The organism is Halorhodospira sp. M38, assembly GCF_022227985.1.
In the GTDB taxonomy this organism is placed as follows: Bacteria; Pseudomonadota; Gammaproteobacteria; order Nitrococcales; family Halorhodospiraceae; genus Halorhodospira; species Halorhodospira halophila_A.
Genome location: NZ_JAJNQP010000019.1, coordinates 14,987 through 38,435, shown reverse-complemented (window position 1 = coordinate 38,435; position 23,449 = coordinate 14,987). Strand labels below are relative to the sequence as shown.

The 23,449-nt window shown below is 69.6% G+C and carries 19 protein-coding genes; 6 read left to right on the top strand and 13 right to left on the bottom strand.

All coding sequences use genetic code 11. The annotated features are described in order from the left end of the window. Nucleotides 1-19: 19 nt before the first annotated feature. Complete coding sequence (locus LRA98_RS10605) at nt 20-1,006, top strand: serine/threonine protein kinase (protein WP_238633999.1); 987 nt, start codon at nt 20-22, stop codon at nt 1,004-1,006. Here the strand turns inward: LRA98_RS10605 and LRA98_RS10600 are convergent. From LRA98_RS10600 to LRA98_RS10560, 9 genes are all read right to left on the bottom strand, one after another. Beyond that, nucleotides 993-2,159, bottom strand: coding sequence for a cation diffusion facilitator family transporter (locus LRA98_RS10600; protein ID WP_201172089.1), 1,167 nt, complete (start codon nt 2,157-2,159; stop codon nt 993-995). The genes LRA98_RS10605 and LRA98_RS10600 overlap by 14 nt on opposite strands. Next, nucleotides 2,156-2,611 carry a Fur family transcriptional regulator gene (locus tag LRA98_RS10595; RefSeq protein ID WP_201172086.1) on the bottom strand — a complete coding sequence of 152 codons (456 nt, stop codon included), beginning with the start codon at nt 2,609-2,611 and terminating at the stop codon, nt 2,156-2,158. The genes LRA98_RS10600 and LRA98_RS10595 overlap by 4 nt, the downstream gene beginning before the upstream one ends. Before the next feature lie 11 nt (nt 2,612-2,622). Next, nucleotides 2,623-4,137: a TolC family outer membrane protein gene (locus LRA98_RS10590; RefSeq protein WP_238634000.1), complete on the bottom strand. Its 1,515-nt coding sequence runs from the start codon at nt 4,135-4,137 to the stop codon at nt 2,623-2,625. A 56-nt stretch (nt 4,138-4,193) separates the two neighbouring features. Next, complete coding sequence (locus LRA98_RS10585; protein ID WP_238634001.1) at nt 4,194-7,289, bottom strand: efflux RND transporter permease subunit; 3,096 nt, start codon at nt 7,287-7,289, stop codon at nt 4,194-4,196. Nucleotides 7,290-7,295: 6 nt separating this feature from the next. After that, a complete protein-coding gene (locus LRA98_RS10580) occupies nt 7,296-8,450 on the bottom strand; it encodes an efflux RND transporter periplasmic adaptor subunit (protein WP_201242272.1) in 1,155 nt (384 codons plus the stop codon). Then, nucleotides 8,451-9,071: a TetR/AcrR family transcriptional regulator gene (locus tag LRA98_RS10575; protein WP_238634002.1), complete on the bottom strand. Its 621-nt coding sequence runs from the start codon at nt 9,069-9,071 to the stop codon at nt 8,451-8,453. 215 nt (nt 9,072-9,286) lie between these two features. Continuing rightward, nucleotides 9,287-10,066 (bottom strand): GTP cyclohydrolase FolE2, encoded by a 780-nt coding sequence (folE2, locus tag LRA98_RS10570; protein WP_238634003.1) that lies wholly within the window; start codon nt 10,064-10,066, stop codon nt 9,287-9,289. A gap of 179 nt (nt 10,067-10,245) precedes the next feature. Further along, the gene (locus LRA98_RS10565; RefSeq protein ID WP_238634004.1) at nt 10,246-11,169 is read right to left on the bottom strand and encodes a polyprenyl synthetase family protein; all 924 of its coding nucleotides are present in this window, start codon (nt 11,167-11,169) and stop codon (nt 10,246-10,248) included. Next, nucleotides 11,138-11,401 carry an exodeoxyribonuclease VII small subunit gene (locus LRA98_RS10560; RefSeq protein WP_201172064.1) on the bottom strand — a complete coding sequence of 88 codons (264 nt, stop codon included), beginning with the start codon at nt 11,399-11,401 and terminating at the stop codon, nt 11,138-11,140. Before LRA98_RS10560 ends, LRA98_RS10565 begins: the two co-directional genes overlap by 32 nt. 195 nt (nt 11,402-11,596) lie before the next feature. Here LRA98_RS10560 and parE point away from each other — a divergent pair, with 195 nt between their 5' ends. The 3 genes from parE (at nt 11,597) to htpX (ending at nt 16,816) form a co-directional block, all read left to right on the top strand. Then, nucleotides 11,597-13,507: a DNA topoisomerase IV subunit B gene (parE, locus tag LRA98_RS10555; RefSeq protein WP_238634005.1), complete on the top strand. Its 1,911-nt coding sequence runs from the start codon at nt 11,597-11,599 to the stop codon at nt 13,505-13,507. 66 nt (nt 13,508-13,573) lie between these two features. After that, on the top strand, nt 13,574-15,826 hold the full coding sequence (gene parC / locus LRA98_RS10550) for a DNA topoisomerase IV subunit A (protein ID WP_238634006.1): 2,253 nt from the start codon (nt 13,574-13,576) through the stop codon (nt 15,824-15,826). A 99-nt stretch (nt 15,827-15,925) separates the two neighbouring features. Then, nucleotides 15,926-16,816: a protease HtpX gene (gene htpX / locus LRA98_RS10545; protein WP_238634011.1), complete on the top strand. Its 891-nt coding sequence runs from the start codon at nt 15,926-15,928 to the stop codon at nt 16,814-16,816. Here htpX and epmB read toward each other — a convergent pair. Beyond that, on the bottom strand, nt 16,797-17,825 hold the full coding sequence (gene epmB / locus LRA98_RS10540) for an EF-P beta-lysylation protein EpmB (RefSeq protein ID WP_238634007.1): 1,029 nt from the start codon (nt 17,823-17,825) through the stop codon (nt 16,797-16,799). The two genes, htpX and epmB, sit on opposite strands and share 20 nt — an antisense overlap. Nucleotides 17,826-17,854: 29 nt before the next feature. Between epmB and efp the strand changes: the two genes are divergently transcribed. Further along, nucleotides 17,855-18,424: an elongation factor P gene (gene efp, locus LRA98_RS10535; protein ID WP_238634008.1), complete on the top strand. Its 570-nt coding sequence runs from the start codon at nt 17,855-17,857 to the stop codon at nt 18,422-18,424. Nucleotides 18,425-18,426: 2 nt separating this feature from the next. Then, nucleotides 18,427-19,380 (top strand): EF-P lysine aminoacylase EpmA, encoded by a 954-nt coding sequence (gene epmA / locus LRA98_RS10530; RefSeq protein ID WP_238634009.1) that lies wholly within the window; start codon nt 18,427-18,429, stop codon nt 19,378-19,380. Between the two features lie 50 nt (nt 19,381-19,430). On the opposite strand, the gene LRA98_RS10525 is transcribed toward epmA, so the two are convergent. Genes LRA98_RS10525 through LRA98_RS10515 form a run of 3 tightly spaced genes read right to left on the bottom strand, consistent with a single transcriptional unit; the run spans nt 19,431 to nt 23,341 of the window. Then, on the bottom strand, nt 19,431-20,882 hold the full coding sequence (locus tag LRA98_RS10525; protein ID WP_201172051.1) for an aldehyde dehydrogenase family protein: 1,452 nt from the start codon (nt 20,880-20,882) through the stop codon (nt 19,431-19,433). A 57-nt stretch (nt 20,883-20,939) separates the two neighbouring features. Continuing rightward, complete coding sequence (locus LRA98_RS10520; RefSeq protein WP_238634010.1) at nt 20,940-22,352, bottom strand: amidase; 1,413 nt, start codon at nt 22,350-22,352, stop codon at nt 20,940-20,942. Next, complete coding sequence (locus LRA98_RS10515; protein ID WP_201172036.1) at nt 22,349-23,341, bottom strand: D-2-hydroxyacid dehydrogenase; 993 nt, start codon at nt 23,339-23,341, stop codon at nt 22,349-22,351. Before LRA98_RS10515 ends, LRA98_RS10520 begins: the two co-directional genes overlap by 4 nt. Between the last annotated feature and the right edge of the window lie 108 nt (nt 23,342-23,449).

The window sequence follows — 23,449 nt, the reverse complement described above, 5'->3', positions numbered from 1 at the left end:
CAGCTGTAGGAGCCGGTTCATGGATACGCGCCACCCGTTCGAGACCCTCGGTCCCGACACCGTCCTCGATGCCGTCGAGGCCGTCGGCGGCGTGCGCAGCGACGGCCGGTTGCTGGCACTGAACAGCTACGAGAACCGGGTCTACATGGTCGGGGTGGAGGACGGCCCGGCCGTGGTGGCCAAATTCTACCGCCCCGGGCGCTGGGACGATGCGCAGATCCTCGAGGAGCACGCCTTCAGCGAGGAGCTGGTCGCCGCCGAGGTGCCGGTGGTGGCGCCCATGCGCTGTGGAGCGAGCACCCTGGCCCACAGCCACGGCTTCCGCATCGCCCTGTATCCCATGCGGGGCGGGCGCATGCTGGAGGTGGACAACCGCGACGTGCTTCGCCGCCTGGGCGCCTACCTGGGTCGCATCCATGTCGTCGGCGGGGGCGGTGCCTTCACCCATCGTCCCGCCCTCGACCCGGGGGATCACGGCCGGCGGGTCCGGGACTGGCTGCTGGCCGGCAACTGGCTGCCGCCGCACCTGGAGGAGGCCTACGCCACCCTTACCGAGGATCTCCTCGAGGCGGTGAACGCCTGCTGGGAGCGTGCCGGGTCGGTGCGCCCGATCCGCGTGCACGGCGATTTCCACCCGGGGAACGTGCTGCAGACCGAGGCCGGGTTCCATCTGGTGGACCTGGATGACACCTGCACCGGGCCGGCCGTCCAGGATCTCTGGATGCTGCTTCCCGGCGAGCGGGCCGAGCAGGAGTCGTTCCTCGAGGCGGTCCTGGAGGGGTACCGGACCTTTTGTGAGCTCGACCCGCGCGAGCTGCACCTGATCGAGCCCCTGCGCACCCTGCGGCTGATGCGCCACGCCGCCTGGCTGGCGGAGCGCTGGGAGGATCCGGCGTTCCCGCAGGCCTTCCCCTGGTTCGCCGAGCCCCGCTACTGGGAGGAACACATGTTGGCGCTGCGCGAGCAACTGGCTGCTTTGGCCGAGCCCCCGCTCAGCGTCCGATGAAGTGGACCCGACAGGCGCTGACGTAGGCCAGGCCCTCGGCGGCTGCGGCCAGCTGGGTGGCACGTTGGTGCAGGGCGGTGGTGTCGCAGTCCGGGCCCCAGGGCAGGTGGAGTTCCACCTCCAGGCGTCCCTCCATATAGTGCAGGTCGACGCGCTCGACGCTGTCGCCCCCCTGGATGCCCGACCAGGCGGTCTGTAGGTCGCGCTCGACCTTGCTGCGCAGGGGCAGGGCGGCGGTGGCCTCGTCCCAGTGCGGCGGCTCGTGGTCGACGTGCACCAGCACTTCCGTGACCACGCCGATGTCCTCGATGAGGCGCCGGCGCACGGCCTCACTGATCCGGTGGCCCTCGGAGACGCTCAGCCGCGGGTCCACCTGGATGTGCAGGTCGATCAGTGCCTCCTCGGCCATGTGCCGGCTGCGCAGGCCGTGAACGTCGCGAACCCCGTCGATCTCGCCGACCAGTCCCTCGATGCGCGCCACCTGCTCCGGATCGAGGCCGGTATCGACCAGCTCGCAGACCGAGCGCCAGGCGAAGCGGATCCCCACGTGGGCGAGCATCAGTGCCACCACGATGGCGGCGACGGCGTCCAGCCACGGTAGCCCCAGGAATACGCCGATGATGCCGCCGATGACCACCACGGAGGAGAGGGCATCGGAGCGGTGGTGCCAGGCATTGGCGTGGATGAGGTTCGAGTGCGCCCGGTTGGCCACCCACCGGGTGTAGTGGTAGAGGCCCTCCTTGATGACCAGCGACGCCAGCGCTGCGCCGAGGGCAAGCCAGCCCGGCACCCAGAGCGACTCCGGGGCGACGAGTAGCCGCTGTACCGCGTCGTAGATGAACCCGGCGGCCACCAGCAGGAGCACCGCGCCGATGCCGGCGGTCGCCGCCGTCTCGATGCGGGCGTGGCCGTACGGGTGGTCGCTGTCCGCTTCCTGGCTCCCGTAGGTGGCGGCCACGTACACCAGGGCGTCGGAGGCCAGGTCCGAGAGGGAGTGGACCCCGTCCACGACCAAGGCCTGGGATTGCCCCAGCCAGCCGGCGACGATCTTACCGGAGCCGAGGAAGAGATTGATCACCCCGCCGATCAGGGTGACCCGGCGCTTGGCCCGTGCAGGATCCTCGGCAGTGCGCGTGGCTCGGGAGGCGCTCACCGCGGCTCCTGATCGGATCCCTGCTGGCAGTCCGGGCACACGCCGAAGAACTCCAGGGTGTGGCTGACCCCGGCGTAGCCGCGGGCGCGCACCGCGGCTTCGAGGTCCGCCGGGCAGGCGTGGATGGGGTCCTTGCGCTGGCAGTGCCGGCAGATGACGTAGTGCTGGTGGCTGCCGTCGGCCTCCACCAGCTGGTAGCGGGTGGAGCCGTCCCCGAACTCGTGTCGGTGCACGAGCCCGAGGCGTTCGAAGTCGGTCAGGCAGCGGTAGACCGTCACCGGGTCGCACGCCGTAGACCCGAGCTGCTGATGCAGCTCGCGCGGGCTCAGCGGGGTATCGGCGGCCACCAGGGTGGCGACGATCTGCCGCCGCGGCTGGGTCAGGCGCAGCCCCGCGTCACGCAGGGCCTGCAGGGCTTCGTCCGTGGTCGTTGTGCACGCTGCTTGTTTCATGGGATCCGGGGTTATCGGGAAACCGATTGCAGCTGTTCGTTGACCTCGCGGATGACCGTCTCGTCCACCGCCAGTCCGGCGGCCACCTGCAGCTGCACGAAGTTCAGCAGGTAATCATAACGCGCCGCAGCCAGGTCGCGCTTGGTCTCGAAGCGTTGGCTCTGGGCGTCGAGGACGTCGGTGGTGGTGCGGGTACCTACCTCCTGGCCGCGACGCACCGAGGCCTCGTTGCTGCGCGCCGAGACGAGGGCCTGCTCCAGCGCCCGGACTCGCTCCAGCTCCGAGGTCAGGCCGAGGAAGGCGGAACGGGCGTCCAGGGCAGCGGCCCGGCGCTGATCGGCCAGGTCGTCGCTGGCCGCGGTGCGCTCCGCCTCGGCCTGGCGCACCCGGCTGGAGATGGCCCCGCCGGTGTAGAGCGGCACCGAGACCTGTAGCCGGATGGAGCGGGTGTCTGTGTAGCCGTCCTGGGTGTTGATGCCGGTGCCCGCACCACCAGAAGTTGCTCCGGCAAGCTGATCCCGCTCGCCATCGAAGCGCGTCAGCCGCCCCTCCAGCTCCACCTCCGGCCAGCGATCGGCGCGCTGGCTTTCGACGTCGTGTCGGGCCAGCTGGTCATCGCGCTCGGCGAGCTGGACCTCCAGGTTGTAGCGCTGGGCCAGGTCCACCCAGTGGTCGGTGTCGGTGGGCTCCACCGGCTTGGGCTCGAACGTCTCGCCCAGGCCGGCCAGCTCGCCGGGCAGTTCGCCGGTCAGCCGGCGCAGTGCCTGCTGGGCGACCTCCACCTGGTTGTCCACGGCCACCTGCTCGGCGCGCACCCGGTCGAAGGCGGCCCGCGCCTCGTCGACGTCGGTCTGGGTGCCGGTCCCCACCTCCAGGGCCCGCTCGGCCCGGCGCAGCTGGCTCTCGACGGCGGCCAGCTCGGCCTCGACCAGGGCCTGCTCGTCCTGGGCCAGGAGGACGTCGAAGTAGGCCTCGGTGACATCCACCACCAGTGCCTGCTCGGCCAGGGAGAGCTCCACGTCGGCCCGGTCCACGGCGGTGCGGGCCCGCTCCAGGTCGATGAAGTTGCCGCGCCGGAAGATCGGCTGGGTCAGCGACAGCGAGGCGTCCCAGCCGGAGGTGTCCAGATCTTCCGGCACGTCCTCGATGTCCTGGGTCTCGTCCTCGTAGCCCGCCGAGGCGGTGATCTGTGGCAGGAACTGCGAGCGGGCCTGGGCGATCTCCTCGTCGGCGGCGCGGCGCCGGTTGAGGGCTGCGGCCAGGCTGCGGTCCGCCTCCAGGGCCAGCCGGTACACCTGCAGCAGGTCCTGTTGCGGGTCTCGCTCCTTGACCTCCGCTGGCGCCAGGGCGTCCTCGTCGTCCTCCACCGGGACCGGGGCGTCGACCACCGCCTCAGCGGCGTCGTGCTCGTTGTTGCCGTTGTCACCGGCGGCGATGGCCCCGGGCAGCGCCAGTAGGGCGGCCAGGGTCCAGCCGGTGAACCGGGGGGCGAGCCTGAACTGCGCTCTCGTGTTGCCTCGCTTCATGGGCGTTGGTCCTTTTCGCAGGGGCGTGGGGGCCGTCAGGCCCCCGGGGCCGCCCCTCATCCGAAGTAGTCCTCGGCGATCTTGCTCAGCCGGCCCCAGCCCCGCCGCGCGAGGTAGCCCTCGAGCAGGGAGTAGGCCGCCGGGATTACAGCCAGGGTGAGCAGCATGGCCGTGATCATACCGCCGATGATCGCCGCTGCCATCGGTGCATTGGTCTCGGCCCCGGCACCCAGGCCGGCCGCCGCCGGGATCAGCGCCAGGATCAGCGTCAGCGAGGTCATCAGGACCGGGCGCAGACGGATGGGGCACGCCTCGGCCAGGGCCTCATTGATCGAGAGATCCCGCTTCTCGCGGTACTGGTTGGTTAGATCCACCAGTAGGATGCCGTTCTTGGTGACCAGGCCCATGAGCAACACCATGCCGATCATCGAGTAGATGTTCAGCGTGAAGCCGCCCACCCAGAGACCGAGCAGTCCGCCGATCAGCGCCAGCGGCTGTGCCGCCATGATCAGCAGTGGCTGGACGAAGGAGTTGAACTGGCTGGCCAGCACGATATAGACGAGCGTCGCCGCCAGGAAGAGCACGAAGAGCATGGCGGCGACGGCCCGTTCCATCTCCTCGGCCTGGCCAACCAGCTCCACGTCGAAGTTCAGCGGCAGGACGTCGTCGGCCACGGCGTTGAGCTCCTCGACGGCCTCGGCCAGTGGTAGTTCCGGGTCGGCGTAGAACTCCGCCGAGTAAGAGAGGTTGTGGCGGGTGATCGCCGCCGGCCCCAGGGTCTCCTCCATGGTGGTCACCGCCTCCAGCGGCACCATCTCGCCGTGCTCAGAGAGGAGCTGGATCCGCTGCAGGTCGTCGATGTCGCGGATCATGTCCTCCTGGGCCTTGAGGCGGATGTCGTAGCGCCGCCCGTCCTGCCCCCCGGGGCCGTCGTCGAAGCGGGCCACATCGAAGCCGCCGGCAAGCACGTTGATGGTCTGGGCGATGTCGTGGGCGTTCAGGCCCAGACTCCGGGCCTGCTCCCGATCCACCTCGACCTCCACCTGGGGCAGCTCCAGATCCAGGTCCAGGTCGATGCTGCCCATGCCGTCGACCTCCTCCAGGCGCTCCTGGATCGCCCGCGCGTGATCGCCGAGTTCCTCGACGTTGGGTCCGGTGACCACGAACTGCAGGGGCTCGCCGCGCTGGCCGGGGACGAAGGGCACGTCGGAGGCGAAGGCGCGTACCCCGGGCAGTTCGGCGAGCTTGGGGCGGATCCGCTGCACCACCTCCTGCTGCGAAGCGTCCCGCTTGTCGCGGTCGACCATGCGGACGAAGGCGATGCCGCGGTTGACCTGCCCGCGGTCGCCGATGCCGATGGCCGAGAAGTAGCGATCCACCTCCGGCTGCGCCTCAAGGATAGCCTCGACCTCGCGCATCTGCCGGTCGGTGTACTCGATCCCGGAGCCGAGCGGCGTCTGGAAATTGACCATGAACTCCCCGGTGTCCTCGTCCGGGGCGAACTCGCCGCCCAGGCGCGGGGCGATGACCACCGCGACGGTGACGGCGAAGACCGCCGCCAGGCCGAGCGTCGTCCACCGGAAACGCAGGATGTAGCCGAGCGCCCACCGATAGACCCGCTCGATGGCCTTGAAGCCCTGCTCCAGGGCCCGGTAGAAGGCCCCCTCCTGCTCCGGTACGTGGAGGAAGCGGGAGGCGAGCATCGGGATCAGGGTCAGGGCAACAATGCTCGAAGCGAGCACGCCGAAGGCGACCACCACCGCGAACGATTCGAAGAACCGACCGATGATCGCCTCCATGAAGATCACCGAACCGAAGATCGAGATCAGCGTCAGGGTGGAGGCGATGACCGCGAAGAAAACCTCGTTGGAGCCGGAAATCGCCGACGCCATGGGGCCTTCCCGGTACTGCTGGCGGTGGCGGTAGATGTTCTCCAGCACCACGATGGCGTCGTCCACCACCACGCCGATGAGCAGCAGCATGCCGAGCATGGTGATCGAGTTCAGCGTGTAGCCGAAGAAGTGGATCACCGCGATGGCCGCCATCAGCGAGACGGGGATGGCTAGCGAGACGATGGCCGTCGAGCGCAGGTTGCGCAGGAACAGCCACATCACCAGGGCAGCGAAGAGGATGCCCAGGGCAATGGTCAGGTAGAGCGAGTCGATCTGCTCGAGGATGAACTGCGACTCGTCGGTGGAGATGTGCAGCTCCAGCCCCGGCGGCAGCTGGGGACGGATCTGATCGTCCAGGCGTTCCTTGACCTCGTCGATGATGGCGACGGTGTTCGCCCCGGAGATCTTGACCACGCCCAGGCCGATGGTCGGCTCGCCGTTGAACCGGGCCAGCTGGCGCATGTCCGCCAGGCCGTCCTCGACCCGGCCGATGTCGCTAAAGCGCACGCGTTCGTCGCCGTCCCCGGCGACGATCATCTGCTCGAGTCCTTCGGCGTCGTGGTACTCGACGTCGAGCTTGAGCATCTCTTCGGTCTCGCCACCGACCAGGAAGCCGCCCGGCATCTGGGCGTGCTCCTCCTCGAGGGCCCGCATGATCGTCTGCACGTCGACGTTGTGGGCGGCCATGCGGTCGGGGTCGACCTCCAGGCGCATGGTCCGCTCCCGGGCGCCGCCGATCTGCACTTCGCCGACGCCGGTGATGCCCTCGAGCTGCGGCCGGACCTCGTTGCGGGCGTAGCGGTCGAGATCCTGCGCCGTGCGATCTCCCTGCAGGGAGAGCCACATGATCGGCTGGGCGTCCATCTCGACCTTGTCGACGACCGGTGCCTCCGCCTCCTCGGGCAGGTCCTGGACGATCTCGGAGACCTTCGCGTTGACCTCGTTGAAGGCCACGTCCACGTCCACTTCCAGATCGAACTGGATGGTGACCACCGAGGTCCCGGGCAGGGAGACCGACTGGATGTCGTCGATGCCCGGGACGGTGTTGACGGCCCGTTCGACCTCGTCGGTGACCGCCGAATCCATCAGCTCCGGGTCGGCGCCGTCCTGGTGGACGGTGACGCTGACCATGGGGAAGTCGATATTGGGGATGCGGTCGGTGCCGATATCCTGATAGGCGATCGCGCCGATGAGCACGATCAGCGCGCTGATCATCACCGCCAGAACGTGGCGGCGTATGGAGAGCTCGGAGAGCGTCATGGTGCGTTACTCCGTGTCCGCGTCGTCGCCTTCGTGGGGAGCGGCGTCCACGGCGGCGCCGTCGGTGAGAAAGCCCGCGCCGTCGAGGACGACGCGTTCACCCGGCTCCAGCCCGTCGCGGATCTCGGCGCGGTCCCCGAAGCGGGTGCCGACCTCCACGGCGCGCTCCTCGACGGCGCCGCCGTCCTCGCCGAGGACGTAGATCACCTCGCCGGCGGGGCGGCGCACGACGCTCTGGTTGGGCAGGACGAGGCCGTCGCGGACATCGAGCACCACCTCCGCCTCGGCGCTGGCCCCGGGGCGCCAGCCGCCGGGGTTGTCCACCTCGGCGATCAGCTGCAGCGAGCGGGTGGCATCGCGGATGCCGGGTCGCAGGTCCGAGATGGTGGTCTCCAGCTCTGGCTGCAGGCCGGAGCGGCTGCGCAGGATCAGCTCTGTCCCGCTGTCGAGCCGCGGGGCCAGGCTCTCGGAGACCGGCAGGCGGACCTTGAGCCGATCCAGATTGATGAGCTGGAAGACCGAGTCGCCGGCGGTAACGTAGTCGCCCTCGCTGATGTGGCGTTCATCAACGGCACCGCTGACCACGGCGCGGATCCGGGTCCGCTCCAGGTCCCGCTCGGCGCGCCGCAACTGCGCCAGGGCGGAGGCGAGCTCCTCCTCGCGAGCCTCGAGTTCGGCCTCGGCGTTGTCGAGCTCGTCCTCGGAGATGTGATCGTCCTCGTAGAGTTCCCGGTTGCGGGCCACGTTGCGCTCCTGCACGCCGACCATCGCCGTCAGCCGGGCCACATCGGCGGCCGCGGCATCCCGGTCGTCGACGTAGTCCTCGCGGTCGATCTCGGCGAGCAGGTCGCCGCGCTCGACGCGGGCGCCCTCGTCGACATGGATGGCATCGATGACGCCACCGACCTCGGCGGCGAGCAGCGGGCGCGACTTGGCCTCGACGCTGCCGACGGTGTTGCGGACCTCGCGGACCTGTTCCTCGGTGGCCTCGATCCAGGTCACCGAAAGCGCCTCCTCGCCGCCGTTCCCGTCGTTGTCGCCGGCATCGTCGCCACAGCCGGCAGCGAGCAGGGCCAGGGCGATGATGGCGACCACCGTCCGCAGCCGGCGTGGCCGGGCCGGCGCCTCGGGGGACGAATCGAGCATGTGCCAGTCAGTCACTTAGGCCTCCTTTTGGATCCCGTCGAGCAGGATGTCGACGACGTGATCCGCGTACTGATCAGGGTCGTCGGCGAAGTCCACGCCGGGGAGCTGGCGCAGGACCTCTCGGTGAGCGGTGTAGAAGGTGTTGGCGGCGAGCATCAGTGACGCCATCAGCGCCGGGTTCGTGTCCCGGCGCCAGGAGCCGGTGTGCTGGCCGCGCGAGAAGATCTCTGTCATGCGCTGGAAGTCGGCACCGAAGACCTCGTCGACCAGGGTCCGGGCGCGACACGGATTGGCGTCAAAGGCCTCGGCGAGCACCAGCCGGGTGGCATCGGGGTCGTCCAGGGCGCGGTGCAGGTCGGCGCGGACGAAGGCCCGCAGCTGCTGTGCCGGGTCACGGGTCTCTTCCTCGGCGAAGGCGTGGATCAGCGCCCGGGCCGATTCGCAGCAGCGGCGCAGCGTCTCCACGTAGAGCTCCTCTTTGGAGGCGAAGTGGTGGAAGACATTGGCCTTGCTGACTTCGGCGGCCTCGGCGATGTCGCGGATCGACACCGAGCTGTAGCCCTCGCGGGCGAACAGTTGCTTGGCAGCGGCGACGATCCGTTCGGCAGCTTCGGTGCGACCGGTGTTGTCGGGCATGGGCTCCGCGTCCTACGTCGGGTTCCGGGGTGCGGTCATCTCGCCAACCGACCGAACGGTCAGAGACTCTACAAGGGCTATGCTACGCACTCAAGGCGGTCGATGCACGGGTCGCGATTGATTGATATCAAATGGGCGCCCGGGGGGCGGAGGTCGCCCCCCGGGCGGGGCGGGGCAGCTGATCCGGGCCGCGCCGGGGCGGTGTCGCCGCGCGGTCAGCGCCCCCGCTTGTCCTGCTCGATGAGCGCAAACGCGGAGTGGTTGTGGATGGACTCGTAGTTCTCGGAGGTCACGGAGTACGCGGCGATGCGCTCATCGTCGTTGAGGCGGCCGGCGATGTCCCGGACCACGTCCTCGACGAACTTCGGGTTGTCGTAGGCGCGCTCCGTCACGTGTTTTTCGTCCGGGCGCTTGAGGAGCCCGTAAAGCTCGCAGGAGCCTTCCTGCTCGACGAGGTCGATGAGCTCCTCAAGCCAGACAAAACCGTCCATGAGGGCCGTCACGATGACCAGCGAGCGCTGGTTGTGGGCGCCACGGTCGGCGATCTCCTTGGAGCAGGGGCAAAGTGTGGTGATCGGCACGGCAACGCGCACCCAGGTTTCGTGCCGGTCGCCGTGAATCTCGCCGACGAAGGTCACCTCGTAGTCCATGAGGCTCTCGACCCCGGTGATCGGCGCCTGCTTGTTCACGAAGTAGGGAAACGCCATCTCGATGTGCCCGGAATGGGCCTCGAGCCGGTCGGTCATCTCGGCGAGCATCTCGTGGAAGGACTCGACGGTCACCTCGCGGTCGTGGCCCTCGAGGATCGAGACGAACCGCGACATGTGCGTGCCCTTGAAGTGTTGCGGCAGGTTCACGTACATGCTGAAGGTGGCCACGGTGTGCTGGTCCCGCCCCGTGCGGTCGCGGACCCGCACCGGATGGCGGATGTCCTTGATGCCGACCTTGTTGATCTCGATCTGCCGGGTGTCGGCTCGTCCCTGGACGTCTTCCATGGTCTTGTTCCTGGTGTCTGAGCCCGTCGTGTGCGGCGGGTGACAAGTGGGGTTCAGCATGATTCTGCGGCCTCGGTCTCGGCTTCCAGCGGTAGGTTTGAATTTGGAACGAGTTTAAATATTTGTAAAGGGGCGATCCCGACGGTCTCGGCAGGGTTTTTGTCCGGGAAGGCGGGCTTTCAGGCCTGGCGCTGGATGCAGTAGGCGGCCAGTCCGCGCAGTACATCGGCGCCGGGGCCCAGCCCGTCGAGGGCATCGATGGCGTCGCCAGCCAGCCGCTCGGCCAGTTCGCGCGACTGGCGCAGCCCGAGGATTGACGGGTAGGTGGGCTTATCCCGGGCTGCGTCGGCGCCCTGCTCCTTGCCCAGGGCCTTGGCGTCGCCTTCGACGTCGAGCACGTCGTCGTGGATCTGGAAGGCGAGACCGACGCACTTGGCGTAGCGGTCGAGGGCGTTGAGGGTGGCGGCGCAGGTCGGGCCACTGGCCAGGGCGCCGAGCTGGACACTGGCGCGGATCAGGGCCCCCGTCTTGTGGATGTGCATGTCCTCGAGCTCGGCGGCGTCGAGCCGGCGCCCGACGGAGGCGAGGTCGATGGCCTGGCCGCCGACCATGCCGCGCGAGCCGGCCGCCCGGGCCAGTGCCTGCACCATCCCGGCGCGGGCGGCCGGGGCCGGGGCGTCCTCCCGCTCGCCGTCGGCGAGAAGCTCGAAGGCCCGGGCCTGCAGGGCGTCGCCGACCAGGATGGCCGTCGGTTCGTCGTAGGCGCGGTGGCAGGTGGGCTGCCCGCGGCGCATGTCGTCATCGTCCATGGCGGGCAGATCGTCGTGGACGAGCGAATAGGCGTGGATCATCTCGACGGCGCAGGCCGGGGCGTCCAGCCCACTGCCGGTGTAGTCCAGGGCCCGGCCGGTGGCGTAGACCAGGGTCGGGCGCATGCGCTTGCCGCCGCCGAGCACGGCGTAGCGCATGGCCTCGTGGAGGCGCGACGGATGCGCATCCGCTCCGGGCAGGCCTGATTCCAGGGCGCGCTCGGCCCGCTCGCGCAGCGTTGGCAGCGCCGCCTCCAGGGCTTCAAGAATCGTCGGGTCGAAACGGGCCGACATCACCGTCCTCGCTGTTCTCGAGTAGGATGGCCACTTTCTGCTCGGCGGCGCCCAGCGCCTTCTGGCAGTGGCGGGTCAGGTGGATGCCCCGCTCGAAGTCGCGCAGCGCCTCCTCGAGGCTCTGCTCGCCACGCTCCATGCGTTCGATCAGTGCCTCGAGCTCGGCCACCGAGCGCTCGAAGTCGGGGAGGTCGCCCTGGGGGGCGGATTCCTGCGAATCGCTCTCACTCATGACGGGGAAAAGTAACGGAGCCGCAAGGGGTGGTCAAATGAGCGTCGAGCCGGCAGGGTGCCCGCTCGCGCCCGTGCCCCGGAGGGGGGACGGGATATCCGGTGCACGGCTCCCTTGTAAGTTGCCGCCGGGAGCCGGAAACTGCTCGCCCTGAGCGCGAACCCTCAATGGCCCGATCCGCGACCACGTGATCCGATGACGACCAAGACCCAGCAGACCTACGACGCCACCGACATCGAAGTCCTCACCGGCCTGGAGCCGGTGCGCCGGCGCCCCGGCATGTACACCGAGACCAACCGCCCCGACCACCTGGCACAGGAGGTCATCGACAACAGCGTCGACGAGGCGGTGGCCGGCCACGCCCGGCGTATCGAGGTGACTCTGCACGCCGATGGTTCGCTGGAGGTCAGCGACGACGGCCGCGGGATGCCGGTGGATACCCACCCCACCGAAGGGGTCCCGGCCGTGGAGGTGATCCTCGGCCGGCTCCACGCTGGCGGCAAGTTCTCCAGTAAGAGCTACCGCTACTCCGGCGGCCTGCACGGGGTTGGCGTCTCGGTGGTCAATGCCCTGTCGACGCGGCTGCAGGTGCACATCCGCCGTGACGGCGCCGAGCACACCATCGCTTTCTCCGCAGGGGAGCGCATCGAGCCGTTGGAGCAGGTGGGCAAGACGCGGGAGACCGGGACCACGCTGCGCTTCTGGCCGGATGTCAGCTACTTCGACAGCGCACGCTTCTCGCGCCCGCGCCTTGAGCATCTGCTGCGTGCCAAGGCGGTGCTCTGCCCCGGGCTGACGGTGGTCCTGCGCGATGCCAGCGCCGGCGATGGGCAGGCGCCGGAGGAGCTGAGCTGGTACTACGAGGACGGCCTGCGCGACTACCTGGCCGGGGCGGTGGCCGAGTACGAGCACCTGCCCGATCCCCCGTTCACCGCCCGGCTCGGCTCCGAGCACGAGGAGATGGAGTGCGCCCTGGTCTGGCTCCCGGAGGGCAGCGGGCCGGCGGAGAGCTACGTCAACCTGATCCCCACCGCCCAGGGCGGGACCCACGTCAACGGTCTGCGCACCGGGCTGACCGAGGCCCTGCGGGAGTTCTGCGAGCTGCGCAATCTGCTCCCGCGCGGGGTGCGGATCGCCCCGGAGGATGTCTGGGAACACATCAGCTACGTCCTGTCGGTGAAGATGCACGAGCCGCAGTTCGCCGGGCAGACCAAGGAGCGGCTCTCCTCGCGCAACTGCGCCGCCTTCGTCTCCGGGGTGGTCAAGGATGCCTTCAGCCTGTGGCTCAACGAGCACACCCAGAGCGCCGAGCAGATCGTCGACCTGGTGGTGCGCGCCGCGCAGCGCCGCCAGCGCGCCGCGAGGAAGGTCACCCGCAAGCGGGTCGGCAGCGGCCCGGCCCTGCCCGGCAAGCTGGCCGACTGCACCGGGCAGGACCCGGCGCGCAGCGAGCTCTTCCTGGTTGAGGGCGACTCCGCCGGCGGCTCGGCCAAGCAGGCCCGCGAGCGGGAGTTCCAGGCGGTGATGCCCCTGCGTGGCAAGATCCTCAATACCTGGGAGGTGGCCCCGGATGAGGTCATGGCCTCCCAGGAGGTCCACGACATCGCCGTGGCGCTGGGGGTCGATCCGGGCAGCGACGACCTCTCCGGGCTGCGCTACCACAAGGTCTGCGTCCTCGCCGACGCCGACCCCGATGGGGCGCACATCGCCACGCTGCTCTGCGCGCTGTTCCAGCGCCACTTCCCGGCTCTGGTCGCCGGCGGGCACGTCTACGTGGCCATGCCGCCGCTCTACCGCATCGACGTCGGCAAGCAGACCTTCTACGCCCTCGACCGCGACGAGCGCCAGGGCATCCTCGACCGCATCGAGGCCGAGCGCATCAAGGGCAAGGTGCAGGAGACCCGCTTCAAGGGTCTGGGCGAGATGAACCCGATGCAGCTGCGCGAGACCACCATGGCCCCGGATACCCGCCGCCTGGTCCAGCTCACCGTCGACGATCCGGAGGAGACCGAGCGCCTGCTGGGCATGCTGCTCGGCCGCGGCGCCGCCGCCCAGCGCCGGGAGTGGCTGGAGAGTAAGGGCAACCTGGCGGAGATTGTCATCTAGTGTTCAGGCGTTGGACGAACCCTGAGCACGGACCCCCGCAAACCTAAGCACTGAATCCGAGAAACTATGTCCGATCCCGTCGCCCCCGATTTCGAGACCCAGCCGCTGCGTGAATTCACCGAGCGGGCGTATCTCGACTACTCCATGTACGTCATCCTCGACCGGGCGCTGCCCCACGTCTCCGACGGCCTCAAGCCGGTGCAGCGGCGGATCGTCTACGCCATGTCCGAGCTCGGCCTCTCGGCGGCGTCGAAGCACAAGAAATCGGCGCGTACCGTCGGCGATGTGCTCGGCAAATACCACCCCCACGGCGATGCCGCCTGCTACGAGGCCATGGTCCACATGGCCCAGCCGTTCACCTACCGCTACCCGCTGATCGACGGCCAGGGCAACTGGGGATCGCCGGACGACCCGAAGTCGTTCGCCGCCATGCGTTACACCGAGGCGCGTCTGACCCCCTACGCCCGGGTCCTGCTCAGCGAGCTGGGGCAGGGCACCGTGGAGTGGATCCCCAACTTCGATGGCGCCCTCCAGGAGCCGGAGCGCCTGCCGGCGCGCCTGCCCAACGTGCTGCTCAACGGCGGTTCGGGGATCGCCGTGGGCATGGCCACCGACATCCCCCCGCACAACCTGCGCGAGGTGGTCGCCGCCTGCGTCCACCTGCTCGACCATCCCGAGGCCACCACCGCCGAGCTCTGCGAGCACGTCCCGGCGCCGGATTTCCCCACCGCCTCGGATGTGATCACCCCGCGCGAGGAGCTGCGCACCATCTACGAGCGCGGTCACGGCACCGTGCGCGCCCGGGCGCGCTGGGAGTACGAGCGAGAGCAGGCGCAGATCGTCATCCATGCGCTCCCCTACCAGGTGGCCGGCGCCAAGGTCATGGAGCAGATCGCCGCCCAGATCCAGTCGCGCAAGCTGCCCATGGTCGAGGACCTGCGCGATGAGTCGGACCACGACGCGCCGGTGCGCATCGTCGTCCAGCTGCGCTCCCGGCGCCAGGACCCGGAGCGGGTCATGGATCACCTGTTCGCCACCACCGACCTGGAGCGCGGCTACCGCGTCCACCTCAACGTGATCGGCCTCGACGGCCGCCCCCGCGTCTTCTCCCTGCGCGATCTGCTTGCCGAGTGGCTGAGCTTCCGCACCGAGACCATCCGCCGTCGCCTGACCTGGCGCCTGGGCAAGGTGGAGGATCGGCTGCACATCCTCGAGGGGCTGCTGACCGCCTACCTGAACATCGATGAGGTCATCGCCATCATCCGCGAAGAGGACGAGCCCAAGCCGGTGCTCATGGAGCGCTTCGGGCTTAGTGATGCCCAGGCCGAGGCGATTCTCGAGCTGCGCCTGCGCCACTTGGCGCGGCTCGAGGAGATGAAGATCCGTGGTGAGCAGGGGGATCTGGAGCGCGAGCGCGACGAGCTGCGCGCCACCCTCGGCGACGAGGCGCGGCTGCGTGAGCAGGTCAAGAGCGAGCTGCTCAGCGACGCCGAGGCCCACGGCGACGAGCGCCGCTCGCCGCTGGTCCACCGCGGCCCTGCGCGGGCCATGGATGAGACCGAGCTCATGCCCAGCGAGCCGGTGACCATCGTCCTCTCGGAGAAGGGGTGGGTGCGCGCGGCCAAGGGGCACGAGGTCGATCCCTCCGGGCTCTCCTACAAGGCCGGTGACGGCTACCTGGATCACGCCCCGGGGCGCTCCAACCAGCCGGCGGTCTTCCTCGACTCCACCGGCCGGGCCTACGCGGTGCCGGCCCACACGCTGCCGTCGGCGCGCAGCCAGGGCGAGCCGCTGACCAAGCGGCTCACCCCGCCGGAGAAGGCACGCTTCCAATCGGTGCTCGCCGGCGACCCGGAGTCGCGCTGGCTGCTCGCCTCCGACGCCGGCTACGGCTTCCGTGTCCCCCTGCGCGAGCTCTTCTCGCGCAACCGCTCCGGCAAGGCCGTGCTGACCCTGCCCGAAGGGGCGGCGGTGCTGCCCCCCGTGGAGCTACCCGCCGAGCTCGAGGGCGCCGAGGTGGCCGTGGCCAGCTCCGACGGGCGGCTGCTGGTCTTCGCGCTGGAGGAACTGCCGGAGATGGCCCGCGGCAAGGGCAACAAGCTCATCGGTATCCCCGCCCAGCGCCTGCGCAGCCGCGAGGAGGTGGTGGTGGCTGTGGCCGTGCTGCCCGCCGGCGCGGCGCTGCGGGTGGAGGCCGGCAAGACCGGCAAGCGGCTCAGTCGCGACGACCTGGAGGCCTTCCGCGCCGCCCGGGGGCGGCGTGGCGTTCAGCTGCCGCGGGGTCTGCGCCAGGTCCGCGGCCTGCGTGTCGACGTCTGAGTGCGGTGACGGGGTCTTGAAACCTTTGCCGCCGAACCCAATCCAAGCGCCAGGAAGTGGATCCCGCAGTCTGACGAAAGAGGAGCGTTCTCAACGATGCTGACCCGGATCGCGTTATTGCTGGCGACCAACCTCGCCGTCGTGTTGGTGCTGTCGATCATCCTCAACCTGCTCGGCGTGGAGCAGTTCCTCCGCGAGCAAGGTATCGACGCGGAGATGGTCACGCTGCTGATCTTCGCCGCCGGGATCGGCTTCGCCGGCTCGTTCATCTCCTTGGCCATGTCCAAGTACATGGCGATGAAGATGATGGGCGCACGGCCCATCGAGAGCCCGCGCGGCGAGCAGGAGCAGTGGCTGGTGGAGACGGTGCGCCGTTTCGCCCAGCGCGAGGGCATCGGCATGCCCGATGTGGCGATCTACGACGCCCCGGAGATCAATGCCTTCGCCACCGGCGCCCGGCGCAACAGCGCCCTGGTGGCGGTGAGCTCGGGGCTTCTGCAGAACATGACCCGAGACGAGGCCGAGGCGGTCATCGCCCACGAGGTGGCCCACGTCTCTAACGGGGATATGGTCACCCTGACCCTGATTCAGGGCGTGGTGAACACCTTCGTGATCTTCCTCTCCCACGTCGCCGGGCGCTTCGTCGACCGGGTGGTGTTCAAGAACGAGGACGGCCACGGCCCCGGCTTTTGGATCACCATGATCTTCGCCCAGATGGTCCTCGGCGTGTTGGCCTCGATGATTACCATGTACTTCTCGCGCAAGCGCGAATTCCGGGCCGACGCCGGGTCCGCCAAGCTGGCCGGGCGCGACAAGATGATCGCTGCGCTGGAGAAGCTCAAGCGCTCGGTGGAGCCGCAGAACATGCCGGACGAGATGGAGGCCTTCGGCATCAATGGCCGGATGGGCGGCTCTTCGATCAAGCGGCTGTTCATGTCGCACCCGCCGCTGGATGAGCGCATCGAGGCGCTCAAGGCGCGTCCGGTGTAATCACCGTCTTGGCCGCCGCGCCGGGCTCCTCGCGGGCCAGGCGCGGGACCAGGTAGCCGGGCAGTCTCCGGGCGAGTTCCGCCCAGAGCCGCTGCCCGGTTTTTTCGTCGACGTCGAAGTGGGCGGCGCCGGCCACCGGGTCGAGCAGGTGCAGGTAATAGGGCAGGACGTCAGCGGCGAACAGCCGCTCGGAGAGCGCTGCCAGAGTGGCGCTGTCGTCGTTGACCCCTCGCAGGAGGACCGTCTGATTGAGCACTGTCGAGCAGACATTGCCCAGACGGGCCAGCGCCGAGCCCACCTCCGCGTCGACCTCCCTGGGGTGGTTGGCGTGAACGACGACCACGGTCTGCAGGCGGGTCTGTCCCAGATGGCGGGCCAGGGCGGCCGTCACCCGGGACGGGATCACCACCGGCAGCCGTGTGTGGATACGCACCCGGCGTACCGCCTCGATTTCACCGAGGCGCCGGAGGCAGGCGCCCAGGGCCTGATCATCGAGCAGCAGCGGATCGCCGCCGCTGAGGATCACCTCTTCCGGCGCTCCCGCCTGCTCCAGCCGGTCGAGGGCGGTGCGCCAGCCGGGTTCGCGGTTGTAGGGGAAGCAGCGCCGGAAGCAGTAGCGGCAGTGGATGGCACAGCCCCCGGTGGCGATGAGCAGGCTGCGGCCCTGGTACTTCTGCAGGACGCCGCTGCCGGGGTGCCCGTCCTGTTCGGCCAGGGGATCCGCGGTGTAGCCGGGGTGCGTCTCGAGTTCCGCATCGATGGGGAGCACCTGACGCAGCAGTGGGTCGTGGGGATCCCCGGGCCGGATGCGTGCCAGATAGGGAACTGGAACCCGCAGCGGGAATGACCGCGCCGCCCGCTCCGCCGGGGCGAGCAGGGCCTCGGGCAGGTCCAGGCGGTGGAGCAGCTCGGCGGGTTGGCGGATCGCGCCGATCAGCTCCTGGCGCCAGCGCTCGTTGGCGCGGCGTTGCCTGCCTGGCTTGGGCTGTCGGGCCGTATCGGTTAGCATCGCTTCAACTTCGCATACCCGAGGGGATTATGGCGACCTATAGCACCAACGAATTCAAGGGCGGACTCAAGATTATGCTCGACGGTGATCCTTACACCATCGTCGAGAACGAGTTCGTCAAGCCCGGTAAGGGGCAGGCCTTCAACCGCGTCAAGCTGCGTAATCTGAAGACCAACCGCGTCGTCGAGAAGACCTTCAAGTCCGGCGAGAGCGTCGAGGCGGCGGACGTCATGGAGACCGAACTCCAGTACCTCTACAACGACGGTGAGTTCTGGTACTTCATGGATCCCAACTCCTTCGACCAGAAGGCCGCCCCGGCCAGCGCCGTGGGCGATGTGGCCCAGTGGATCAAGGAGCAGGATACCTGCACCGTGATCCTTTGGAACGACGCGCCGCTGCAGGTCGAGGCGCCGAGCTTCGTCGACCTCAAGGTCATCGAGACCGATCCGGGTGTGCGTGGCGATACCAGCAGCGGCGGCACCAAGCCGGCCAAGCTGGAGACCGGAGCCACGGTGCGGGTGCCCCTGTTCATCGAGGAGGGTGAGGTGCTGCGCGTCGACACCCGCAAGGCGGAGTACGTCAGCCGCGCCAAGGACTGACGATGGCGGCCGGCGCTCCGCGCGGCGGCGCCGATGGTGCCACCGTGCGCCGGGTGGGGCGGGAGCTGGCACGGATCCGCCGCTTCCTGGCCGAGCGCGAGGTGCTGGAGGTGCAGCCGCCGTGTCTCGGTCCTGCGGCCATGGACCCGGCGCTGGAGAGCATCTCGGTGCCAGGCGCCGCCGCTGACGGCGCCACCGCTTACCTGCAGACCTCGCCGGAATCGGCCATGAAGGCGATGCTTGCCGCCGGCAGTGGCGACATCTACTACCTCGGTCCGGCCTGGCGCGGTGGCGAGTGCGGGCGCTGGCACGCCGCCGAGTTCACCCTGCTCGAGTGGTATCGCATTGGTTTTGATCACCACCACCTGATGGACGAGGTGGCGGCGCTGGCGGCGCTGCTTGTCGGTGATCGCCCGGTGGAGCGCTGGTCCTACCAAGGGGCCTTTCGTCATTATGCCGGTGTCGATCCCCTGGCCGACGCGGATGACGTGCTCCGCGACGCTCTGGCGGACCAGGGCATCGAGTTGCACGGGGGCGTCCCGGCGGGGCGCGATGAGACGCTCGATCTGCTGCTCTCTCACGCCGTGGGGCCGGCCCTGGGCCACGGTAAGTTGACCTTTCTCGATGGGTTCCCGGCCAGCCAGGCCGCCCTGGCCCGCCTGGACGACGCCGACCCGCGCACGGCCCGGCGCTTCGAGCTCTTCATCGACGGCTTGGAGATCGCCAACGGGTACCATGAGCTCACCGATGCGGCGGCGCAGCGCGAGCGCTTCCGGGCCGAGCAGGCCGAGCGCCGCGGTGCCGGCCAGCCGGTACACGCGCTCGATGAGCGGTTGCTCACCGCGCTCGAGCAGGGCGTTCCCGATTGCGCCGGTGTGGCGCTGGGGGTGGATCGGCTCCTGGCGCTGGCGCTGGGCGCCTCGTCGCTCCGCGAGGTGCGCGGGGCCGACGGGTAGGCGGGGTGGGGCGCCCCGGCAGCCGCAGGCCACCGGGGCGCCGCGGAGGGTCAGCCGCCGCGGGGCACGGTCTGCGTATCGATGAACTCGAACAGCCCCTCGAGGCCGCCCTCGCGGCCGTAGCCGGAGAGCTTCATGCCGCCGAAGGGGGCCTCCGGCGTCGGGCCGCTGCCGGTGTTCCAGCCCACGTGGGGGAAGGCCAGGCGCCGGATGAATCGCTCGGCCCGGGCGTCGTCACCGGTGAACAGGTAGGCGGCTAGGCCGAACTCCGTATCGTTGGCCATGGCCAGCGCCTCGGCCTCATCGCCGAAGGCGGCCATGGGCACCAGCGGCCCGAAGGTCTCCTCCTGCCAGCAGGCCATGTCGGCGGTGACGCCGCGGACGACCGTCGGCGGGAAGTAGGCGCCGTGCTCGTGCTCCAGCGGGCCCGGGTCTTCGCCGAGCACCGGCGTGGCGCCCTGCTCGACGGCGTCCAGGTAGTGGCGGCGGACCTTGTCGTAACCGCTGCGGTCGATCAGCGGCCCCAGATCCACCCCGGGGGCCATGCCATCACCGACGGTCAGCCGGGCGGCGCGCTCGGCCACCTTCTCGGAGAAGGTGTCGATCACCGACGCCTCGACCAGGATGCGGTTGGCGCAGACGCAGGTCTGTCCGCCGCCGCGGAACTTGTTGGCCATCAGCTGATCCGCGGCCCAGTCAAGATCGGTGTCGGCAAAGACAATGAACGGTGCGTTGCCGCCGAGTTCCAGAGCCAGGCGCGTGCAGTCGTCGGCGCTGGCGCGGATCAGTTGCTGACCGACGCCGGTCGAGCCGGTGAAGCTGAACACCCGGATGCGCCGGTCGGCGAGCAGGGCATCGCCGATGGGGCCCGCGGCCCCGGTGACCAGGTTGACCATGCCCGGCGGCAGGTCCAGCTCGCGGTGGAGCAGGGTGAACAGCGCCACCATGGTCAGCGGCGTCTTCGAGGACGGCTTGACCACCGCCGGCGCCCCGGCGGCGAGGGAGGCGGAGAGCTTCTTGGCGATCATGCCGATGGGGAAGTTCCACGGCGTGACCAAGGCCACCGCGCCCGCTGGACGGTTGTGTACGGTCCAGGTGCAGCCGCGGGGCTGTTCCTCCAGGGTCCGCGGGGCGAGTGCATCGAGGTTGCGGGCCGCGTAGGCGAAGAAGCCGGCAGCGTAGAGCACCTCGCCCTGGCCCTCGGCGTGGGGTTTGCCGTGTTCCAGGGTCAGGATGCGCCCGAGCTCCTCCTGGTGCTCGCGCAGTGCGGCATCGATGGCCTGCAGCCAGCCACGCCGGGTCTCCAGGTCCGGCGTTTCCGCCAGGGCGGCATCGGCGGCATCGACCGCCCGGTTGGCCTCGTGGGCGCCCAGCGCCGGGAGTTCGCCGAGCAGCTCGCCGTTGGCCGGGTTGGTGATCTGGAATGTGGCGCCGTTGTCGGCGCCCACCCAGTTGCCGGCGATGTAAGAGTTGAATTCGGGCAGTAGCGGAGAATCGATCATGTTGACCTTCTTGGCAGCGGAGTCGTGGTTCGGTATTCCGGAGCCGGTGCCCGCCGGTCAGTGGGCCCAGGCTGGTCGCTGGTCAGTCAGCGGCGCGGCCTGCTGGTAGGTGTGGGCCGCACGCAGGACCAGCGCGTCGGCGTGCCGGGTGCCAACGATCTGCAGGCCAATGGGTAGGCCCTGGGCCGTGAAGCCGCACGGTACCGAGCAGGCCGGTTGGCCGGTCATGTTGAACGGGTAGGTGAAGGGGGTCCAGCTGGGCCAGCGGCGGTCGTGCCACCCCTCCGGCACCTCGAGCCCGGCCGTGAACGCCGGGATGGGCAGCGTCGGTGTGAGCAGCAGGTCGTAGCGCTGGTGGAACAGGCTGGTGCGCTCGATGAGCGCGGCCCGCTCGTTCATCGCCGCCAGGTAGTCGAGCATGGAGGCGTCGCGAACGCTGCCCACCGCTTCGATGAGGTTGGGGTCCATCTCGGCGTGGCGCTCCTCGGGGATGCTGCGCAGGGCGTTGGCGGCACCGCCGAAGAAGAGCAGATCGAAGGCCTCGCGCGGGTCGGCGAAGCCCGGATCCACCTCCTCGACCTGCGCGCCCAGCGCCTCGAACAGGCGCGCCGCCTCGGCCACGCTGCGCGCGATCTCGGGATCGACCTGCACGTAGCCGAGGTTGGGGCTGAAGGCCACGCGCAGGCCGCCGACACCGCCGGCCAGTGCGGCCACGTAGTCGCCGCCGGCCGCGGGCAGGGTCGGATCCCGGGGGTCGGGTTCGGCGATGACGTTCATCAGCCGTGCGGCGTCCTCCACGGTCCAGGTCATCGGGCCCGGGTGGGCTAGCTGCCCGAACGGGCTCGCCGGCCACAGGGGCACCCGGCCCTGGGTTGGCTTGTGCCCGACCAGGCCCGAGAAGCCGGCCGGGATGCGGATCGAGCCGCCGGCGTCGGTGCCCAGGGCCAGCGGGCCCATGCCCAGTACCACCGAGGAGGCGCTGCCGCCGCTGGAGCCACCGGCCGTCTTGTCGGGGTCGAAGGGGTTGCGGGTGACGCCGTAGCAGGGGCAGTCGGTGACCCCCTTCCAGCCGAGTTCCGGCGTGGTGGTCTTGCCTAGCGGCACGAAGCCGTGGCGGCGCAGCGCCGAGACCGCCGGGGCGTCCTGCTCCCAGGGGCCGGCCGGGTCGACGGTCTTGGAGCCCTTGAGATTGGGCCAGCCGCGGGTCAGGAAGACGTCCTTGATGGCCACCGGCACGCCATCGAGCTCGCCCATCGGCGAGGTGTTGTGGTAGCGCTGCTCGGCGCGCCGGGCAGCGGCCAGCGTCGTCTCTTCGTCCACCAGGCAGAAGGCGTTGACCGTCTCGTTGTGGGCCCGGATCCGCGCCAGGGCCGCCTCCGTGGCCTCGACGGGGGAAAGGGTGCCGCCGCGGTAGCGACGGAGCAGTTCGCTGGCGGTGAGTTCGGCGATGGCGTTGGGGTTGCTGCTCATGCTGGATTCTCCGGTGGCACGTAACCGCGTTGCTTGTCGACGACGTTGCACAGCGGTGAGCCGGTGGACCACCGCTCGAAGTTGTCGATGAACTGATGGATCAGCGCCTTGCGCCAGCCGACGAAATCGCCGGCCATATGGTGCGAGATAAAGACGTTGGGCATGTCCCACAGCGGGTGGGCCGCCGGCAGGGGCTCTTCCTCGAAGACGTCCAGGGCGGCGCCGGCGATTTCCCCGTCGTGCAGGGACGCGACCAGATCCTCGGTGACCACGATCGGCCCGCGGCCGATGTTGATCAGGCGCGCGCCGGGGTCCATGGCCCGGAAGGCACGGCGGTCGAACAGCCCCCGGGTGGCGTCGGTCAGCGGGGCGGCGATGATCACGTAGTCCGCCCGCGGCAGCTGCTCGTGCAGGTCCGCTGTGCCGTAGACCGTGCCGAAGTCGGCGTCGTCGCTGCGCGGACGGCTGGCCACGCCGTCGACGGACAGCCCGGCGCCGTCCAGTAGCCGGGCGATCTGCCGGCCGATGGATCCGGCCCCGACGACCAGCGCCCGCTTGCCCTGGATGCGCTCGGTCTCACGGTGGCGCCATTCGCGGCGCTCCTGCAGGGCCAGGGTGGTACGCATGTCCTTGGCGAAGAGCAGGATCATCCCCAGCACCGTCTCCGCGATGGCCCGGTCGAAGATGCCGCGGGCGTTGGTCAGGGGGATCGAGGAGCGGGCCATCTCGGGGAAGAGCAGGGCATCGACGCCGGCGCTGGTGGCGTGGACCCATTCGAGCTGACGGGCGTGGGGCCAGGCATCGCGGACGAAGCGGGTGCGGAAATCCGTCACCAGCAGGACCCGGGCATCGGCGATGGCTTCGGTGAGCCCTTCGCGGGTGGTGGCGTGGCGGACCTCGGCGCGGTCCTCAAGCTGCTCGAGCCCCGGCGGCGGTCCCTCGTCCGGGGCGGTGAGCAGGGCGATGACAGGTCGTGCTCCGTCGGCCATGACCCCTCGACCTCCTGGCGGTTATTTCTGTCCAAGGTATCGGGTGGACGGGGGAGGGACAAGGAGCGCGACTGCCCGGCTTTCGGCCGCGGGGGTCTTGTAAGCGGA

Coding starts and splice junctions, on each gene's coding strand:
- LRA98_RS10585 (WP_238634001.1), bottom strand. CDS start 7,289: ATGACGCTCTCCGAGCTCTCCATACGCCGCCACGTTCTGGCGGTGATG.
- LRA98_RS10525 (WP_201172051.1), bottom strand. CDS start 20,882: ATGATCGATTCTCCGCTACTGCCCGAATTCAACTCTTACATCGCCGGC.
- parC (WP_238634006.1), top strand. CDS start 13,574: ATGTCCGATCCCGTCGCCCCCGATTTCGAGACCCAGCCGCTGCGTGAA.
- LRA98_RS10575 (WP_238634002.1), bottom strand. CDS start 9,071: ATGCCCGACAACACCGGTCGCACCGAAGCTGCCGAACGGATCGTCGCC.
- LRA98_RS10590 (WP_238634000.1), bottom strand. CDS start 4,137: ATGAAGCGAGGCAACACGAGAGCGCAGTTCAGGCTCGCCCCCCGGTTC.
- LRA98_RS10595 (WP_201172086.1), bottom strand. CDS start 2,611: ATGAAACAAGCAGCGTGCACAACGACCACGGACGAAGCCCTGCAGGCC.
- LRA98_RS10605 (WP_238633999.1), top strand. CDS start 20: ATGGATACGCGCCACCCGTTCGAGACCCTCGGTCCCGACACCGTCCTC.
- epmA (WP_238634009.1), top strand. CDS start 18,427: ATGGCGGCCGGCGCTCCGCGCGGCGGCGCCGATGGTGCCACCGTGCGC.
- LRA98_RS10560 (WP_201172064.1), bottom strand. CDS start 11,401: ATGAGTGAGAGCGATTCGCAGGAATCCGCCCCCCAGGGCGACCTCCCC.
- folE2 (WP_238634003.1), bottom strand. CDS start 10,066: ATGGAAGACGTCCAGGGACGAGCCGACACCCGGCAGATCGAGATCAAC.
- efp (WP_238634008.1), top strand. CDS start 17,855: ATGGCGACCTATAGCACCAACGAATTCAAGGGCGGACTCAAGATTATG.
- LRA98_RS10520 (WP_238634010.1), bottom strand. CDS start 22,352: ATGAGCAGCAACCCCAACGCCATCGCCGAACTCACCGCCAGCGAACTG.
- LRA98_RS10565 (WP_238634004.1), bottom strand. CDS start 11,169: ATGTCGGCCCGTTTCGACCCGACGATTCTTGAAGCCCTGGAGGCGGCG.
- epmB (WP_238634007.1), bottom strand. CDS start 17,825: ATGCTAACCGATACGGCCCGACAGCCCAAGCCAGGCAGGCAACGCCGC.
- LRA98_RS10515 (WP_201172036.1), bottom strand. CDS start 23,341: ATGGCCGACGGAGCACGACCTGTCATCGCCCTGCTCACCGCCCCGGAC.
- parE (WP_238634005.1), top strand. CDS start 11,597: ATGACGACCAAGACCCAGCAGACCTACGACGCCACCGACATCGAAGTC.